The sequence below is a fragment of the Rhodococcus kronopolitis genome (assembly GCF_042654025.1).
In the GTDB taxonomy this organism is placed as follows: Bacteria; Actinomycetota; Actinomycetes; order Mycobacteriales; family Mycobacteriaceae; genus Rhodococcus_G; species Rhodococcus_G kronopolitis.
In genome coordinates, this window is sequence record NZ_JBHSFO010000009.1 from 111,363 (window position 1) to 127,997 (window position 16,635).

Annotated in this window: 16 protein-coding genes; 8 read left to right on the plus strand and 8 right to left on the minus strand. The window is 68.9% G+C overall.

The features are described 5' to 3' along the window. Nucleotides 1–600: 600 nt before the first annotated feature. Nucleotides 601–738 carry a hypothetical protein gene (locus ACFO6S_RS15135; protein ID WP_378418321.1) on the plus strand — a complete coding sequence of 46 codons (138 nt, stop codon included), beginning with the start codon at nt 601–603 and terminating at the stop codon, nt 736–738. Nucleotides 739–962: 224 nt separating this feature from the next. Further along, nucleotides 963–1,106: a hypothetical protein gene (locus tag ACFO6S_RS15140; protein WP_378418322.1), complete on the plus strand. Its 144-nt coding sequence runs from the start codon at nt 963–965 to the stop codon at nt 1,104–1,106. Between the two features lie 83 nt (nt 1,107–1,189). Here the strand turns inward: ACFO6S_RS15140 and ACFO6S_RS15145 are convergent, their stop codons facing one another. After that, nucleotides 1,190–1,663 (minus strand): DUF309 domain-containing protein, encoded by a 474-nt coding sequence (locus tag ACFO6S_RS15145; RefSeq protein ID WP_378418324.1) that lies wholly within the window; start codon nt 1,661–1,663, stop codon nt 1,190–1,192. A gap of 114 nt (nt 1,664–1,777) precedes the next feature. On the opposite strand from ACFO6S_RS15145, the gene ACFO6S_RS15150 reads away from it, so the two are divergent. Together ACFO6S_RS15150 and ACFO6S_RS15155 are read left to right on the plus strand one after the other, a co-directional pair. Next, nucleotides 1,778–2,236, plus strand: a complete 459-nt coding sequence (locus ACFO6S_RS15150; protein WP_378418326.1) for an SRPBCC family protein — start codon at nt 1,778–1,780, stop codon at nt 2,234–2,236. Nucleotides 2,237–2,307: 71 nt separating this feature from the next. Then, a complete protein-coding gene (locus ACFO6S_RS15155; RefSeq protein WP_378418327.1) occupies nt 2,308–3,405 on the plus strand; it encodes a class I SAM-dependent methyltransferase in 1,098 nt (365 codons plus the stop codon). Between the two features lie 11 nt (nt 3,406–3,416). On the opposite strand, the gene ACFO6S_RS15160 is transcribed toward ACFO6S_RS15155, so the two are convergent. Then, nucleotides 3,417–4,658, minus strand: coding sequence for an acyl-CoA dehydrogenase family protein (locus ACFO6S_RS15160; RefSeq protein WP_378418329.1), 1,242 nt, complete (start codon nt 4,656–4,658; stop codon nt 3,417–3,419). A 165-nt stretch (nt 4,659–4,823) separates the two neighbouring features. On the opposite strand from ACFO6S_RS15160, the gene ACFO6S_RS15165 reads away from it, so the two are divergent. Genes ACFO6S_RS15165 through ACFO6S_RS15175 form a run of 3 tightly spaced genes read left to right on the plus strand, consistent with a single transcriptional unit; the run spans nt 4,824 to nt 6,607 of the window. Continuing rightward, the gene (locus ACFO6S_RS15165) at nt 4,824–5,444 is read left to right on the plus strand and encodes a class I SAM-dependent methyltransferase (RefSeq protein ID WP_378418331.1); all 621 of its coding nucleotides are present in this window, start codon (nt 4,824–4,826) and stop codon (nt 5,442–5,444) included. A gap of 21 nt (nt 5,445–5,465) precedes the next feature. Beyond that, nucleotides 5,466–5,678 carry a PLDc N-terminal domain-containing protein gene (locus tag ACFO6S_RS15170; RefSeq protein WP_378418333.1) on the plus strand — a complete coding sequence of 71 codons (213 nt, stop codon included), beginning with the start codon at nt 5,466–5,468 and terminating at the stop codon, nt 5,676–5,678. A 2-nt stretch (nt 5,679–5,680) separates the two neighbouring features. Continuing rightward, nucleotides 5,681–6,607, plus strand: coding sequence for an FAD-dependent oxidoreductase (locus tag ACFO6S_RS15175; RefSeq protein ID WP_378418334.1), 927 nt, complete (start codon nt 5,681–5,683; stop codon nt 6,605–6,607). Nucleotides 6,608–6,685: 78 nt separating this feature from the next. On the opposite strand, the gene ACFO6S_RS15180 is transcribed toward ACFO6S_RS15175, so the two are convergent. Continuing rightward, nucleotides 6,686–8,221 (minus strand): DHA2 family efflux MFS transporter permease subunit, encoded by a 1,536-nt coding sequence (locus ACFO6S_RS15180; RefSeq protein ID WP_378418336.1) that lies wholly within the window; start codon nt 8,219–8,221, stop codon nt 6,686–6,688. Beyond that, nucleotides 8,218–8,634 (minus strand): MarR family winged helix-turn-helix transcriptional regulator, encoded by a 417-nt coding sequence (locus ACFO6S_RS15185; protein WP_378418706.1) that lies wholly within the window; start codon nt 8,632–8,634, stop codon nt 8,218–8,220. The genes ACFO6S_RS15180 and ACFO6S_RS15185 overlap by 4 nt, the downstream gene beginning before the upstream one ends. Before the next feature lie 240 nt (nt 8,635–8,874). On the opposite strand from ACFO6S_RS15185, the gene ACFO6S_RS15190 reads away from it, so the two are divergent. Further along, nucleotides 8,875–9,378, plus strand: a complete 504-nt coding sequence (locus ACFO6S_RS15190) for a SixA phosphatase family protein (protein ID WP_378418337.1) — start codon at nt 8,875–8,877, stop codon at nt 9,376–9,378. A gap of 30 nt (nt 9,379–9,408) precedes the next feature. Here ACFO6S_RS15190 and ACFO6S_RS15195 read toward each other — a convergent pair whose 3' ends face one another. The 4 genes from ACFO6S_RS15195 to ACFO6S_RS15210 form a co-directional block, all read right to left on the minus strand. Beyond that, entirely contained in the window at nt 9,409–10,374 is a 966-nt protein-coding gene (locus ACFO6S_RS15195; RefSeq protein ID WP_378418339.1) for an NADPH:quinone oxidoreductase family protein, read from the minus strand. Between the two features lie 117 nt (nt 10,375–10,491). Next, the gene (locus tag ACFO6S_RS15200; protein WP_378418341.1) at nt 10,492–12,168 is read right to left on the minus strand and encodes a 4Fe-4S binding protein; all 1,677 of its coding nucleotides are present in this window, start codon (nt 12,166–12,168) and stop codon (nt 10,492–10,494) included. A gap of 124 nt (nt 12,169–12,292) precedes the next feature. Continuing rightward, nucleotides 12,293–12,496, minus strand: a complete 204-nt coding sequence (locus ACFO6S_RS15205; protein ID WP_378418343.1) for a hypothetical protein — start codon at nt 12,494–12,496, stop codon at nt 12,293–12,295. Nucleotides 12,497–12,579: 83 nt separating this feature from the next. Beyond that, nucleotides 12,580–16,542, minus strand: a complete 3,963-nt coding sequence (locus ACFO6S_RS15210) for a DNA-directed RNA polymerase subunit beta' (RefSeq protein WP_378418344.1) — start codon at nt 16,540–16,542, stop codon at nt 12,580–12,582. Nucleotides 16,543–16,635: the final 93 nt, after the last annotated feature.

Below are 16,635 nucleotides of genomic sequence, written 5' to 3' on the forward strand. Positions count from 1 at the left end.
TCCCGGCGCCCCCGACAACCCGGATGACAGCCCCGCGCAGTGCGAAGGAATTCCGCAATTTCGGACTCGCCGGAATCCGGACCGTGATTGCCTAACCCCTGCGCCGCCCACCCGCTGCCGTCACAGACGCGGCCCCGCTTCGGTTTCGCGCGCCCAAGAAGTCCCCACATCGTTTATCGCTACGTGTGCGAATTATGCTGGACTACAACATTTCCGAACGATCGACCGAGTTCACAGATTTCGCCCCTCCGTACGTGTAGAACTGGACCGGCGCCCACCCCTGAGCGCCACGCCCCCAACACCCCAGGAGTGCACATGCCCTCGCTTGACACGCTGATCGCCCAGTTCACCTCGATCTTCGGCGGCTTCCAGTCCACCCCCTCCGTCGGCAGCAGCCTCGGCAGCACCGGCCTGAGCATCGGCCTCGGCAGCTGACCGAGGCGACCCCGGCCCTGGCGGGCGTCGGCCGTCACGTCACTCGGACGTGTGACCAACGTCACCATCCGAAGGGTTCAATGAGGGCTACCGATCGGGTAGAACTAGCCGAACGCTAGTCCAGGCGTGTCAATGAAGATCTTTGAGTTACCAACAGGAGTGCACATGTCGTCTGACCTCTCTGACCTGTTCGGCGGGCTGAGCACCGTCTTCACCGCCCTCGACGGTCTGTCTTCGGGCAGCAGCGACGGCGGCAGCAGCAGCGGCGGCAGCGGCTCGCTGTCCTCGCTGTCGGCCGGCTAGTAGCCGAACACCGAACACCCTGTGGGGGCCACCGACATTGTCGGTGGCCCCCACAGTCGTTTGCGGGCGACGGCGGCCGGCTTTGTACCAGAGCATCATTCGCATCATCCGATGACCTGGACGGGTGATCCGAACAGCCACAGCAAGGACGTACTGTGCGGTAGAACGGGACCGCGCCCCATCCGCCGGGCGCCATCGTGGCATCACATCCAGGAGTGAACTGCATGGAACTCATCGAGCTCTTGCTCGGCCTCGTCGGCAACTCGACCGTCAGCCCCGAAATCACGCTCGGGAGCGTCTCGTTCGGGCGTTCGGGCATCAACCTGATCCCCGGCTTCGGTCTGGGACTCGGCAGCTCCCTCGGGTGATTCGAGACGACGGGTGCTCGTGTGCCGCACGCGGACCCGTCGTGCCCTCGTCGTAGCCGGCCACGGCGTATCTGCGACAGCCGTCACCGAGGCCGGGCGGTGAGCCTCGGCACCCGCGGCGCCTCGGGGCCCCCGTCGAGCTCACCGAGCAGTCCGGCGGCCCATCCCAGCAGGCCGTCCACCTCGAGTTCGTACGGCGGATCCGCCGCATAGGGCCGAATCCGTGCCGCGCCGCGTTCGAGCAACGACCGCGCCCCCACCGCATTACCCCGCAGCAGATGCGTCAGCCCGACCGCCAACTGCGCAAGCCCCTGCCACAGGTCCCGCTCGGCCTCGGGCGCCGTCTTCCATGCCTCCTCGAGCACTTCGTGCGCGTGGAAGGGCATGCCGGCGTCGAGTAGCTCCTGAGCCCGCGCGACGGTCTCCGCCGGCGTCAGCCCCAGCCCCTCGGGGACCCGCGGGACCCCGGTCTCGCCGCGCGGCAACAACCTGCCCAGGCCGTCACGAGGCCGTGCGTTCAGCGGCCGTCCACTCGCGTCCCGCTCCCGACCGACCATGGATCGACTGTAGCGGTTGACAATTCATACCCTGTCCTCTGCCGAACTTCGGTCCCGGCGCACTACCGTCAGGTCGAGGCGGCAACGGACGTCGTCGCGACACCGAGGAGAACAATGGGCAAGATCCACCGCACCGCGATTGCTCGAGTGCCCGTCGAGGCGGGGTTCGCCTACGTCGACGACTACCGCAACGTGCCTGCCTGGATGTTCGGAGTCACCCGGTTCACGCCCATCGGGGCGCAGATCCAGGGACTCGGCGCCACCTTCGACGCCACCATGCAGCTCGGCCCCAAGGCCCTGCACTCGAAGGTCCGGATCACCGAGTGGGAGGCGAACCGGCTGATCACGCTCGAGTCGGTCGACGGCATCAGCAACAGCTCGTCCTGGCGATTCGCCCCGACCACCGACGGCCAGACCGAACTGACCGTCGACTTCGAGTACACCCTCCCCGGAGGCCTGATCGGCAAGGCCCTGTCACGGATCGTCGAGCCGATCGTCGGCACGGCGATCAAGCACACCGAGTCGACGTTGCGGGCGAAGGCCGAGGAGCACGGGCGCGCGGCACACCACTGATCCCCGCCGGGAGCCGTGACTAATGCGGCGGACCCGACGACCATGGACGGACCACCCCCGAGGAGGCCGCCATGTCCACGACACCGTCCGGATCCGAGCCAGGTGCCGTCGAGTCCGTGGCGCAGCGCGTGGTCGCCGCCTCGCTCGGCGCGGTGGACCTGCTGTCGATCCATCTCGGTGACCGTCTCGGCTGGTATCGCGCGCTCGCCGCGGACGGCCCCGCCACCTCGGACGAACTTGCCGCCGCGACCGGAAGCCATCCCCGGTACACCCGGGAGTGGCTCGAGCAGCAGGCGGTGAGCGGGCTGTTGACGGTGGACGACGTGGCACCGGGCGCCGCGGTGCGCCGGTACTCGATCCCGCCTGCCGCGGCAGAGGTGCTGACCGACGCCACCAGCCTGTCGTACCTGGCGCCGCTGGCCCGGATGTTCGCAGGCGCCGCCGGACAGATGCCCGCCCTGCTCGACGCCTACCGCACCGGCGGCGGCGTCGGCTGGGCGCAGCTCGGCGACGACGGCCGCGAGTCCCAGGCCGACATGAACAGGCCGTGGTACGAGCGGGAACTCGCGGGCGCGCTGTCCACCGTGCCTGACCTCGATGCCCTGCTGCGCGCACCTGGCGCCCGGATCGCCGACGTCGGATGTGGCGGCGGCTGGTCGACGATCGCCCTCGCCCGCGCCTACCCACACGCGCGCGTCGACGGCTTCGACATCGACCTGCCGTCGGTCGAGATGGCCGCCGCGAACGCCGCGGCCAGCCCGGAGGTGGCCGGCCGGGTCGCGTTCCACGCCGGGGACGCGGCCCTGATGCCTGCCGAGCGCTTCGACGCGGCGTTCGCCTTCGAGTGCGTGCACGACCTGCCGGATCCGGTGGGCGTGCTCGCGGCCGTCCGGCGCTCGCTGGCGCCGGACGGCTGCGCGGTCGTCATGGACGAGGCCGTCGCGTCCCGGTTCACCGCACCCGGCGACGAGGTCGAACGGCTGATGTACGGCTTCAGCCTGTTCGTCTGCCTACCCGACGCGATGAGCCACCGGCCCAGCGCCGCCACCGGAACGGTGATGCGGCCGGACGCCCTGCGGCGCTACGCCGCCGACGCCGGGTTCGCCGACCTCGAGGTGCTACCGATCGAAAACTTCGGGTTCTGGCGGTTCTACCGGCTGACCACCTGAACGCCTGCCGGTCAGGCCAGCAGGCCCTTCGCGATGTGGGTCACCTGGATCTCGTTGCTGCCGGCGTAGATCATCAGCGACTTCGCGTCACGCGCCAACTGCTCCACCTTGTACTCGGCCATGTAGCCGTTGCCGCCGAAGAGCTGGACGGCCTCCATCGCGACCTCGGTCGCCGCACGCGAGGAGTACAGCTTCATCGCCGACGCCTCCGCCAGGGTCACCTTGTTACCGGCAGCGGTGCGCTCGATCGCGTTGAACACCATGTTCTGCACGTTGATTCGCGCGACCTCCATCTCGGCCAGCTTGAGCTGGATGAGCTGGAACTGAGCGATCTCCTTGCCCCACAGCTTGCGGGTCTTGGCGTAGTCGATGCACAGCCGGTGGCACTCGTTGATGATGCCCAGCGCGAGCGACGCGATGCCGATGCGCTCGGCCGCGAACGACTCCTTCGCGCTCTCCTTGCCGTCGCCCTTGGCCGGGTTCTCCGTCTCGCCGAGCAGGCGGTCCTTACTGATGCGGACGTTGTCGAAGAACAGTTCGCCGGTGGGCGAGGAGTTCATGCCCATCTTCTTGAAGGCCGGGCTCTGCGTGAAGCCCTCCATGCCCTTGTCCAGCACGAAGCCGAGGACCTTGCGGTCGCGCCGGTCCACCGACGCGTCGCCCTCGTCGAGCTTGGCGTAGACGATGGTGACGTCGGCGTACGGGCCGTTGGTGATGAAGGTCTTCTGACCGTTGAGGATGTAGTCGTCACCGTCGCGGCGGACGTAGGACTTCATGCCACCAAAGGCGTCCGACCCGGAGTCGGGCTCGGTGATCGCCCACGCGCCCACCTTCTCCATCGTCACGAGCTCGGGCAACCAGCGCTTCTTCTGCGCCAGGGTGCCGCGGCTGCGCAGGGTGCCGACCGTGAGGCCCAGGCTCACGCCCATCGACGCCACCAGGCCGAGACTCACGCCCGCGAGTTCGCTGTTGAGGATCACGCCCATGCTGCCTGCACCGCTGAAGCCGCTGGACTTCTCACCCGACTCGGGCAGCGTCTCGCCGCGCTCGCGCGCCTCCTCCTTCGCAAAGGCCTTCTCGAGCGACTCGGTGGCCATCTCGTCCATGCCGAAGGTGGCGTACATCTTGCGGATGATCTCGAACGGAGGGAGTTCGCCACTCTCCAGCTTGTCGACGTGTGGCTTGACCTCCTTGTCGATGAAGCCACGCAGTGCGTCGCGGAACATCAGGTCGGTATCGGACCACTCGTACATGTCGTGAACTCCAGAGATCGGCGGGTTTCGGGGTAGTCGCAAATATAGAACACGTTCCTATTGTGGGTGGCATTCCGCCCCGAGCGGAGCAGACTGGACTGGGTGCGGCCGTGTGCCGGGCAGACGCCACCCGCGCCTGCGGGACGCGGCCGCCGAGGAGCAGCCATGAGTCTCGGAGTCACGAACCTCGGATACACGTTGGCCTACCGTTTGCGGCTGACCCCGTGGGAGCGGTCCAGTCCCGGCCTGCGCGCCCAACTGGCCACCTATCTCGACCGGTACGAGAGCACGGGCGGCCCGCTGGGCAAGGCGCTCGACGCGGGCTGCGGCACCGGCGACCACTCGATCGAGATGGCCGGCCGCGGCTGGCACGTCACCGGGGTCGACGCGGTGCCGCTGGCGATCGAACGGGCCCGACGCAAGGCCGCCGCCGAGGGAGTCACCGTCACCTTCGTGCTCGGCGACGTCACCGCGCTCGGCGACTCGGTCGGCACTGGCTACCGGTTCGTGCTGGACCTCGGGTGCTTCCACGGGCTGACCCCGGCACAACGCCGCGGCTACGCCCGTGAGCTCAGCGCCGTCACCGAGCCGGGAGCATCGCTGCTGATGTTCGCATTCGGGCCGGGCCGCCGGGGACCGTTGCCCCGCGGCACCAGCCGCGCAGAGGTCGAGCGCACCCTGTCCCAGTGGCGACTGTCCGCCGACGACGCCGCCGACACCTCCGGGCTGCCGCCGATGCTGCGCCGGTCGAATCCCCGATGGTTCCGCCTCATCCGGATCGGCTGACCCGTGACGGATACTTGCGCCATGACCGCCGAGAAGAGACTCGATCCCCGCTACCGCGTGCCCGTTGCCGTCGCAGGCGTGCTGCAACTGGCGCTGACCGCCGCTGCACTGATCGACCTGCGCCGACGCGGACCCGACGAGATCCGGGGCTCGAAGAAGGCCTGGACCGCCGCGGCGTTCGTGAACTTCTTCGGGCCGATCGCCTACTTCACCGTCGGCCGCAGAAGGCGATGACCGTGGGCACCGCGACGGTCGTCGGGGGCGGAGTCATCGGCCTCACCTGCGCCCTCGAACTCGCCCGCGCCGGGCACACGGTGACGGTGCTGTCCGCGGACCCCGTCGAGGACACCACCTCCGCGGTCGCCGCGGCCATCTGGTTCCCGTACGCCGCCGCACCGATCGCCCCCGTCCTGCGCTGGTCCGCCGAGAGCGCGACGACCTTCGCCGAACTGGCCGCGGACCCCGCGGCCGGGGTGGCGATGCGCACCGGCAACGTGCTCGAACGGACCGCGGCCGACCGGTGGTGGGAGCCCGCCGTCACCGGGCTGACCGAGGTGCCCGCCGCCGAGCTCCCCGACGGCGTCGTCAGCGCGGCCCGCGTCACGGTCCCGGTCGTCGACATGGTGATCTACCTGAGCTGGCTGGCCGCGCAGTGCCGCACCGCCGGCGTCCGGGTGACCCGGCGGCACGTCACCGACCTGGCCGAGGTCGACGGCGACGTGGTGGTGGTCGCGGCGGGACTGCGCTCGGGCGCCCTCGTCGGCGACGACACCCTCGCGCCGCTGCGCGGGCAGGTGGTGCGCCTGGCCAACCCCGGCCTGACCGACTGGCTGATAGACGACGACAACCCGGCGGGCATGACCTACGTGGTGCCGCGCTTCACGGACGTGGTGTGCGGCGGCACGGCGGACCTCGGCGCGTTCGACACCGCCGTCGACCCGGACGTCGAACGCGCGATCCTGGCCCGCGCCCGAGCGCTGGTGCCTGCGCTGGCCGACGCCCCGATCCTCTCGCGGGCAGTGGGGTTGCGACCTACTCGGCCGCAGGTGCGGTTGGAGGTGCTGCCCGGCGCGCGACGGGTGATCTGCTGTTACGGCCACGGCGGTGCCGGCGTCACCATGTCGTGGGGCTGCGCGCGGGAGGTCGCCCGGCTCGCCGGGTGACCTCCCGGGAGTACCGCAACGGCGACGGCCCGCACCCGAGGTGGGTGCGGGCCGTCGCCGTCGATCGGATGGAACCGGTCAGTGCATCATTGCCGGGGCGGCGGGCTGCTCGCCCTCCGGCGCGGCGGCCTTGCTGCGGGGCAGCAGCATCGCCGGGATCAGCGTCAGCAGGATCAGCACCAGCGCGACCATGAAGGTGTTGCCGAAGGCGTCCGCGGCCTGGTCGAGGCCCTGCTCGACGGCGCCCGGCGGCAACTTCTCGGCGATCGACGGGTCGTGCTGGGCCACGGTGGCCGGACCGGCCAGCGGCCGGGACAGCATCTGGTTGGTCAGCACCACGGACATGACCGCGGTACCGACGGACCCGGCGACCTGCTGGACGATGTTCATCAGCGTCGAGCCGCGCGCCACCGTGTGGTCGGTCAGCGTCGCCATCGCCGCGGTCATGATCGGCATCATCGTGCAGCCCATGCCCAGGCCCATCACGAACAGCGCGCCGAGCAGCAGCGGGTAGGGCGTGTCGGCGCCGACCTGGGTGAACACTCCCATGCCGAATGCGATCACCGTGATGCCGGTCAGCACGATCTTGCCGGGGCCGATCTTGTCGACCAGGAATCCGGCGAGCGGCATGGTGACCATGGCGCCGATGCCCTGCGGCGCGAGCAACAGTCCGGCGGTCAGGGTGCTCTCACCACGAACCTGCAGGAAGTAGCTCGGGAACAGCAGGCCCGCGCCCATGAACGCGATCGCGAACAGCGTCGAGGTCACGACCGCGATGGTGAGCTTGCGGTTGAGGAACAGCCGCAGGTCGATCAGCGGGTGCTTCGCCCGAAGCGCGTGGAAGACGAAGCCGACCACCAGCGCGAGACCGATCCCGGCCGGCACGAGCACCCGGGAGGACGCCACGGTCTGGGTCTCCGGAATCGACGAGACGCCGAACAGGAACAGCGCCAGGCCCGGCGAGAGCAGCAGCATGCCGAGGAAGTCGAACGACTCCGACGGGCTCGGCTTGTCCGCGGGCAGCAGCTTGAACGCGGCGAACAGCGCGATGATGCCGATCGGCAGGTTGATCAGGAAGATCCAGTGCCAGCTGGCGGCCTCGATCAGCCAGCCACCGAGGATCGGACCGGTGATCGGTCCGAGCAGCATCGGGATGCCGAGCACGGCCATCAGGCGACCGATGCGCTGCGGTCCCGCGGCGCGGGTCATGATCGTCATGCCCAGCGGCATCAGCATGCCGCCGCCGAGGCCCTGGAGCACCCGGAAGCCGATCAGCGACTGGATGTCCCAGGCCATGCTGCACAGGACCGAGCCGGCCACGAACAGCACCAGGGCGGTCATGTACAGGCGCTTGGTGCCGAAGCGGTCGGCGGCCCAGCCGGTCACCGGGATCACCGTCGCCAGGGCCAGCGTGTAGGCCGTCATCGTCCAGGCGACCGTGGCGTAGGTCGCGTCGAACTCGCTCATGAATGTGGGCAGTGCGACGGACACGACGGTCACGTCGAGGATCGACATGATGGCGCCGAGCACCACCACGCTGGCGACCTTCAGCACCGCGCCGTCAAGCTTGTCCGAGGCCGCCGCTGGCGCACCCGGGGGTGTCGGCGTTGTCATCTGTTCTCCTGACAGTGTGCTCGCAGGGCGTCGCCCGCAAGAATTGAGTTCAACGAGTCGAACAGCTGGTTGCGGTCCGACTCAGGCAACCGCACGGCGAAAGCCCGCAGCTCGTTGCGCTTGGTCTCGAGATGTTCCGACGCGATGGTACGACCGGCCTCCGACAACGAAATCCGCTTGATCCGTCGGTCGCGAAGATCCTCCCGGCGCTCGAACAGCCCCTGGTTGACCATCTGGTCGACACTGCGACCGGTTGCGGCAACGGACAGGCCCAACCGCTCGGCCACCTCGTGGATCGCCACCGGCTCACCGCACTGCGCGAGCATGAAGAGCGCCCGCACCTGCGTGAAGGACAGGTCCTTCGCGACGAGGTTGTCCATCGCCTCACCCTCGCCGAGACCCATCAGACGCATGAGGAACTCGTCCAGGGCGCGGTAGAGATCGTCGGGCGAGGCAGTCACTCCAGGGATACTAGCGTTTGCGCAACTATCGCTCAATTGCTAGCAATGTGAAGGCCATCACCATGTCCGACTCGGCGACCACGCCATCCGACCACGCCGCCGCCCGCCCGCGCAACGGAATTTCCACGGCACACGCGGGAGTCGATTCTCCGGTTCACCTCGGCGTCATCCGCGACGGCTACCGTCGGAGCCATGCCCTCCCGGACCGTTCCGCCCCGGACGCTGATCCTGCTCAGGCACGGCAAGTCGGCCTATCCGCCCGACGTCGGCGACCACGGGCGACCGTTGGCCCCGCGGGGCGAACGGCAGGCGGGGCTGGCAGGCGAATGGATCCGCGACACCCGACCGACCGTCGACGCCGTGCTCTGCTCGACGGCGACCCGGACCCGGCTGACCCTCGAGGCCACCGGACTGCACGCTCCGACCCGGTTCAGCGACGAGGTCTACGCCGCCACCGCCGCGGCGGTGATCCGGGAGATCGCCCGCACCGCCGACGACGTGCGAACCCTGCTGGTGGTCGGGCACGAGCCGGGCCTGCCCGGTGCGGCCGTCGCGCTCGATCCCGGGTCGCCCCTGGCCGACCGGATCGCCGACCGCTTCCCGACCTCCGCGATCGCGGTGCTCTCGGTCGCCGGCGACTGGTCCGACCTGCCGCGCACCGGCGCCACCCTCACCGACTTCCACATCCCCCGCTGAACCGGCCGCCGCCTCGGACTGCGGCTCGACTCAGCCGCGAACCAGGACCGCCTTGCCGAGCACCTTCCCTGCCTCGAGGTCGGCCAGCGCCCGCGGCGCCTCGGCGAGCGGGTACCGCGCCTTGACCAGCGGCCGCAGGCCCTTGGCGACCAGTGCGGTCAGCGCCTCGTGGGTCTGCGCCAACGCCTCGGGATGCGAGCGAAGGAACTCGCCCCAGGCCGCCCCGACGATGCTGATGTTGCGGAACAGCACCCGGTTGACCTTCACCGACGGAATGCCGCCGCCTGCGAACCCGATCACCACCAGCCGGCCCTCGGGCGCCAGCACCCGGACCGCGTCGTCGAAAGCGTCGCCGCCGACCGGGTCGATCACGACCTGGGCCCCGGCGTTGCCCGTCAGCTCACCGACCCGGCCCGCCCAGCCGTCGGTCAGCGCAACCACCTCGTCGGCCCCGAGTTCGCGGAGGAACTCCTCGGCGCCTGCTCGACGGACCACCGCGATCACCCGCGCCCCGTGCGCCTTGGCCAGCTGGATCGCCGCGGTGCCGACGCCGCCTGCGGCGCCGAGCACCACCACCGTCTCCCCCGCGACCAGCCCGGCCCGACGGGTCAGCGCGAACTCCATCGTCTGGTAGTTGATGATCAGCGAGGCGGCCTCGTCGAAGTCGAGCCCCGCCGGGATGCGCAGCACCCGCGTCGCCGGGACCGCGACGCGTTCGGCGTAGCCCCCGTGGTCGGACATCGCGAGCACCCGGTCGCCGGGCGCGAACCCGCTGCCGTCCGGCGCGGAGAGCACCACACCGGCGACCTCGGCTCCGGGCACGAACGGCGGTTCGGGCCGCAACTGGTACTTGCCGTAGCTGATCAGCAGGTCCGGGAAGCACACCCCCGCGGCACGCACGTCGATCAGGACCCGACCGTCGGTGTCGGGTTCCGGCACCTCCTGCAGCGTCATCCCCGCCGGACCGGTCAGCTCCGTGACCACCACTGCCTGCATCGCACACCTCCACCGTTCGAAAGGACATCCGTCACCGGGGTCCGGGACGGACAAGGCCCGGTCCCAGTCGGGCCGGATGGCACCGCCCGGGACCGGGCCTACTTCGCTGTCTGCGACTCAGCCCACCTTCGGCTTGCTGAGCGCGATCATCTCCTCGACGTCGACCAGCTTGACCCGGGGCCGACCGGCGGCCTTGCCGAGCTCCCGCTCGCGGGCGTCGATCGCCTTCCAACCCGTCCAGTCGACCACGTCGGGCTGCCGCTCGGCCACCAGTGCCGCGAGGGCCTCACGGTCCGCCTTCGGCGGATCCAGGCGGTCCGCTGCCAGGTCCTCGAGGATGAGCGCGATGGTGTCGTGCGCGCACTGCCTGTTGGTGCCGATGACGCCCGACGGACCGCGCTTGATCCAGCCCGCGGTGTAGGTGCCGGGCACCGGCTCGCCGTCCAGCTCGGTGACCCGGCCACCGACGTTGTTGATGGTGCCGCGGGCCTCGTCGAAGGGCAGCCCCGCCACCGGCACGCCCCGGTACCCGACCGAACGCAGCACCATGCCGGTCTCGAGCAGTTCCGTCTGCTCGGTGGTCCGGGCCCGCATCACGCCGTCCTCGTCGACGACCATCTCGTTGCGCGCGACGACCAGGCCGGTGACGTGATCGGTGCCGACGACCTCCACCGGAGACGCCAGGAACCGCAGCACGATCCGCTTGCGGTGACCGGCGAGCGGGCGGGCCGCGTACTCGCGCAGGATGGTCATCTTCAGGCGCTTCGCCGGGCTGGCGTCGACCTCGGCGGCGCTGGCATCGTCGAGCTCGAGCTCCGCCGGGTCGACCACGATGTCCACGTCCGGCAGCTGACCGAGCGCCAGCAGTTCGGGGCTGGTGAACGCTGCCTGCGCCGGGCCGCGCCTGCCGAGCAGCACGACCTCGTCGACGGCGCTCTCCCGGAGGGCCTCGACGGCGTGTGCCGCCATGTCGGACTTGGCGAGACGGTCCGCGTCGGCGACCAGCAGTCGCGCCACGTCCAGCGCGACGTTGCCGTTGCCGACGATCACCGCGCGGGAGGACGTCAGGTCGAAGCTGCGGTCCGCGTAGTCCGGGTGCCCGTTGTACCAGGCCACGAACTCGGTGGCGGCCAGGCTGCCCGGCAGGTCCTCGCCCGGGATGCCGAGGTGTCGGTCGCTGGGCGCGCCGACCGCGTAGATCACGGCGTGGTGGTGGGTGATCAGGTCCTCGTGGCTCAGGTGGGTGCCGACCTCGACGTTCAGGTACAGGCGGAACCCGGCGCGCCGGGCGACCTCGGAGAACACGTCGGTGACCGACTTGGTCTCCAGGTGGTCCGGCGCGACACCGGCGCGCACCAGGCCCCACGGGGTGGGCAGCCGGTCGAACATGTCGATCTCGATGCCGGAGCGCTTGAACGCCAGCAGTTCCTGCGCGGCGTAGAACGCGGAGGGCCCCGAACCGACGATCGCGACCCGGAACGGGTCCTGGGCATTCTTCGGGAACTTGAGCGCCGGCGCCGGATCCGCGTACTCCGGCTCGTTGCCCGCGAAGTAGTCGGCGTTGATCGTCGAGTACCGCGCCATCGCCTCGGGCAGATCGTCGTCGCGGAAGATCGCCTCCACCGGGCACGCGTCGACGCAGAGCCCGCAGTCGATGCACGTCTCCGGGTCGATGTAGAGCATCTCGGTGCTCTTGAAATCCCGCTCGTCCGGCGTCGGGTGGATGCAGTCCACCGGGCACACCTCGGTACAGCTGGCATCGTTGCAGCACGGCTGGGTGATCACGAACGCCACTGCGGCCTCCTCAAAACTAGAACCTGTTCCTGGTCACATTACGCGGCTCCGTGGAACACGTCACAGTGGATCGGCCGAATCGCCCACAGCCGTGACCGGCAACACTCCCGGCCCGGCCGAAAGCTCAGCTCAGCATCCGCTTCCCGACCACGGCGACCACCCCGAGCAGGACCAGCACCAGCAGTGCCGTGCCGAACCCGGTCAGCCACCACAGCAGCCCGAACACCACCAGGGCGGGCGCCGCGACGATGGCGACGACCGTCGGGCTCTCGCGCACCACCTCGAGCGCGGTCGACGCCTTCTGCCTGTCGATTCCCTTACCAGTCATACCCACACGGTAGACGCGAAACGGCCCCCACACCCGTTACCGGATGTGGGGGCCGATCGTGTACTGCTACCGAACCACCGGGACTAGCGGTAGTCGGTGCTGAAGCCGTAGTCGTCCAGCGGAACCGCAGCTCCAGTCCCGGTGCCGAAGCCTTCCGGGCTGTAGTACTGGTCGTCGTAGGACGGCACGGCGTACGCCGCGGCGCGCGCCTCCTCGGTCGGCTGCACCTGGATGTTCCGGTACCGGTTGATGCCGGTTCCGGCCGGGATCAGCTTTCCGATGATCACGTTCTCCTTGAGACCGATCAGCTTGTCCGAGCGGCAGTTGATCGCCGCGTCGGTCAGCACTCGGGTGGTCTCCTGGAAGGACGCCGCCGACAGCCACGAGTCGGTCGCCAGCGAGGCCTTGGTGATACCCATCAGGACCGGGCGACCGGCTGCGGGCTCACCACCCTCGGCGACGACGCGACGGTTGGACGCCTCGAACTCGGCCCGCTCGGTGAGCGAACCGGGCAGGAACTCGGTGGCGCCGGAGTCGATGATCGTCACGCGACGGAGCATCTGGCGAACGATGACCTCGATGTGCTTGTCGTGGATCGACACACCCTGGCTCCGGTACACCTCCTGGACCTCGTTGACGAGGTGGATCTGCACCTGACGCGGGCCCATGACACGCAGCACCTCGTGCGGGTCGGCTGCACCCTCCATCAGCTGCTGTCCGACCTCGACGTGGTCGCCGTCGGCCAGCAGACGCTCGGAGCCGTCCTCGTGCTTGAACACACGCAGACGCTGACGCTTCGAGAGCTTGTCGTAGACGACCTCTTCGCCACCGTCGTCCGGGACGATGGTGATCTTGTAGAAGCGGTCGCCGTCCTCGAGCTGCACCCGTCCGGTGACGTCCGCGATCGGCGCCTTGCCCTTCGGGACACGTGCCTCGAACAGCTCCTGAACACGCGGCAGACCACCGGTGATGTCGGCGGCACCCGCCGCACCACCCTGGTGGAAGGTACGCATGGTCAGCTGGGTACCGGGCTCACCGATCGACTGTGCGGCGACGATGCCGACGGCCTCACCGATGTCGACCAGCTTGCCGGTGGCCATCGAGCGGCCGTAGCAGGTGGCGCAGACGCCGGTGCCGGTGGTGCAGGTCAGCACCGAACGGACCTTGACCTGCGTGATGCCTGCTGCGAGCAGCGCGTCGATCGCCGGGTCGCCCAGGTCGTGTCCACGCTCGACGATCACGTTGCCGTTCTCGTCGACCGCGTCCGCGGCCAGGGTGCGGGCGTACGTGCTGGTCTCCACGTGGGCGTCGCGGATCAGCGTGCCGTTGGCCTGCTTCTCCGAGATCGTGGTGACGATGCCGCGCTCGGTGCCACAGTCGGTCTCGCGAACGATGACGTCCTGCGAGACGTCCACCAGACGACGGGTCAGGTAACCCGAGTCGGCGGTACGCAGTGCGGTATCGGCCAGACCCTTACGGGCACCGTGCGTGTTGATGAAGTACTCGAGAACGGTCAGGCCTTCCTTGAAGGAAGACTTGATCGGACGCGGGATGAACTCACCCTTCGGGTTCGTCACCAGGCCCTTCATGCCGGCGAGCGAACGAACCTGAGTCATGTTGCCGGCGGCGCCGGACTTCACGATCATCGGGATCGGGTTCTCGTCGGGGAAGTGCGCCTCCATGGCCTTGCCGACCTCGTCGGTGCACTCGGACCAGATCTTGACCAGGGCACTGTTGCGCTCGGCCTTGTTGAGCGCGCCGCGCTGGTACTTCTTCTCGATCTGATCGGCCTGAACCTCGAACGCCTCGAGGATCTGGCCCTTCTCCGGCGGCACGAGGACGTCGGAGATCGAGACCGTGACGCCCGAACGCGTGGCCCAGTAGAAGCCGGTGTCCTTGAGCTTGTCGACGGTCTGCGCGACCACGATCATCGGGTAGCGCTCGGCGAGATCGTTGATGATCGTCGCCTGACGCTTCTTCGGCATCTGCTCGTTCACGAACGGGTAGTCCGCGGGGAGCAGCTCGTTGAAGAGCACCCGACCGAGGGTCGTCTCCGCGACCCAGGCGTCGCCGTAGTTCCAGCCGCCCTCGGGGAACAGCTCGTCCTCGATCTCACGCGGCGGACGCTGCGTGGTCAGGCGGACCTTGATCTTCGCCTGCACCGACAGCGCGCCACGGTCGACGGCCATCTGCGCCTCGGCGGGCGAGGAGTACGCGCCGGACTCGGGGCGATCCTTGCCTGCAGCGACGAGCTCGCCCTCGACACCCTCGTCCAGACGGGTCAGGTGGTACAGACCGGTCACCATGTCCAGACGCGGCATGGCCAGCGGGCGGCCCGACGCGGGAGACAGGATGTTGTTCGAGGACAGCATCAGGATGCGGGCCTCGGCCTGCGCCTCGGCGGACAGCGGCAGGTGCACTGCCATCTGGTCGCCGTCGAAGTCGGCGTTGAAGGCCTCACACACCAGCGGGTGCAGCTGGATGGCCTTGCCCTCGACCAGCTGCGGCTCGAACGCCTGGATGCCCAGGCGGTGCAGGGTGGGTGCACGGTTGAGCAGCACCGGATGCTCGGCGATGACCTCTTCGAGGACGTCCCACACCTGGCTGCGCTGCCGCTCGACCATCCGCTTGGCGGACTTGATGTTCTGCGCGTGGTTGAGATCGACCAGACGCTTCATCACGAACGGCTTGAACAGCTCGAGCGCCATCAGCTTCGGCAGACCGCACTGGTGCAGCTTGAGCTGCGGGCCGACGACGATGACCGAACGGCCCGAGTAGTCGACGCGCTTGCCGAGGAGGTTCTGACGGAATCGACCCTGCTTGCCCTTGAGCAGGTCGCTCAGGGACTTCAGCGGGCGGTTGCCCGGACCGGTGACCGGACGGCCGCGACGGCCGTTGTCGAACAGCGCGTCCACGGACTCCTGCAGCATCCGCTTCTCGTTGTTGACGATGATCTCGGGGGCACCGAGGTCGATCAGTCGCTTGAGGCGGTTGTTGCGGTTGATCACGCGGCGGTACAGGTCGTTCAGGTCCGAGGTGGCGAAGCGGCCACCGTCGAGCTGGACCATCGGACGCAGCTCCGGCGGGATCACCGGGACGGCGTCGAGGACCATGCCCATCGGCGAGTTGCCGGACATCTGGAATGCCGCGACGACCTTGAGGCGCTTGAGCGCGCGCAGCTTCTTCTGACCCTTGCCGCTGCGGATGGTCTCCCGGAGGATCTCCGCCTCGGCGTTGATGTCGAAGTTGCGCATCAGGATCTGGATGGACTCCGCGCCCATGGCGCCGGTGAAGTACTCGCCGTAGCGGTCGACCAGCTCGCGGTAGATGCCCTCGTCCACGATGAGCTGCTTGACGCTCAGCTTGGTGAAGGTGCTCCAGATCTCGTCGAGACGGTCCAGCTCACGCTGGGCGCGGTCACGGAGCTGACGCATCTCGCGCTCGCCGCCGTCCTTGACCTTGCGGCGCACGTCGGACTTGGCGCCCTCGGCCTCGAGCTCGGCGATGTCCGCCTCGAGCTTCTGCGCGCGGGCCTCGAGGTCGGCGTCACGCTGGTCGGCGACCGACTTCTTCTCGACCTCCATCTCCGCCTCGAGCGTGGACAGCTCGTTGTGACGGAGCTCGTCGTCGACACCGACGATGACGTAGGCGGCGAAGTAGATGATCTTCTCGAGATCCTTCGGAGCCAGGTCCAGGAGGTAACCGAGCCGGCTGGGCACACCCTTGAAGTACCAGATGTGGGTGACCGGAGCGGCGAGCTCGATGTGGCCCATCCGCTCGCGTCGCACCTTCGCACGGGTCACCTCGACGCCGCAGCGCTCACAGATGATGCCCTTGAAGCGGACGCGCTTGTACTTGCCGCAGTAGCACTCCCAGTCCCGAGTGGGGCCGAAGATCTTCTCGCAGAAGAGGCCGTCCTTCTCGGGCTTGAGCGTGCGGTAGTTGATGGTCTCCGGCTTCTTGACCTCGCCGTAGGACCACTGACGGATGTCCTCAGCGGTGGCCAGGCCGATGCGGAGTTCATCGAAGAAGTTGACGTCGAGCACGTAACTTCCTTTCCCCTGTTCGGGTTTGTCGCTGCTAGTTGTCGCTATCGCTGCCGGGCCCCGGCGGGGTGCTCACGCACCCCGCCGGGTCGG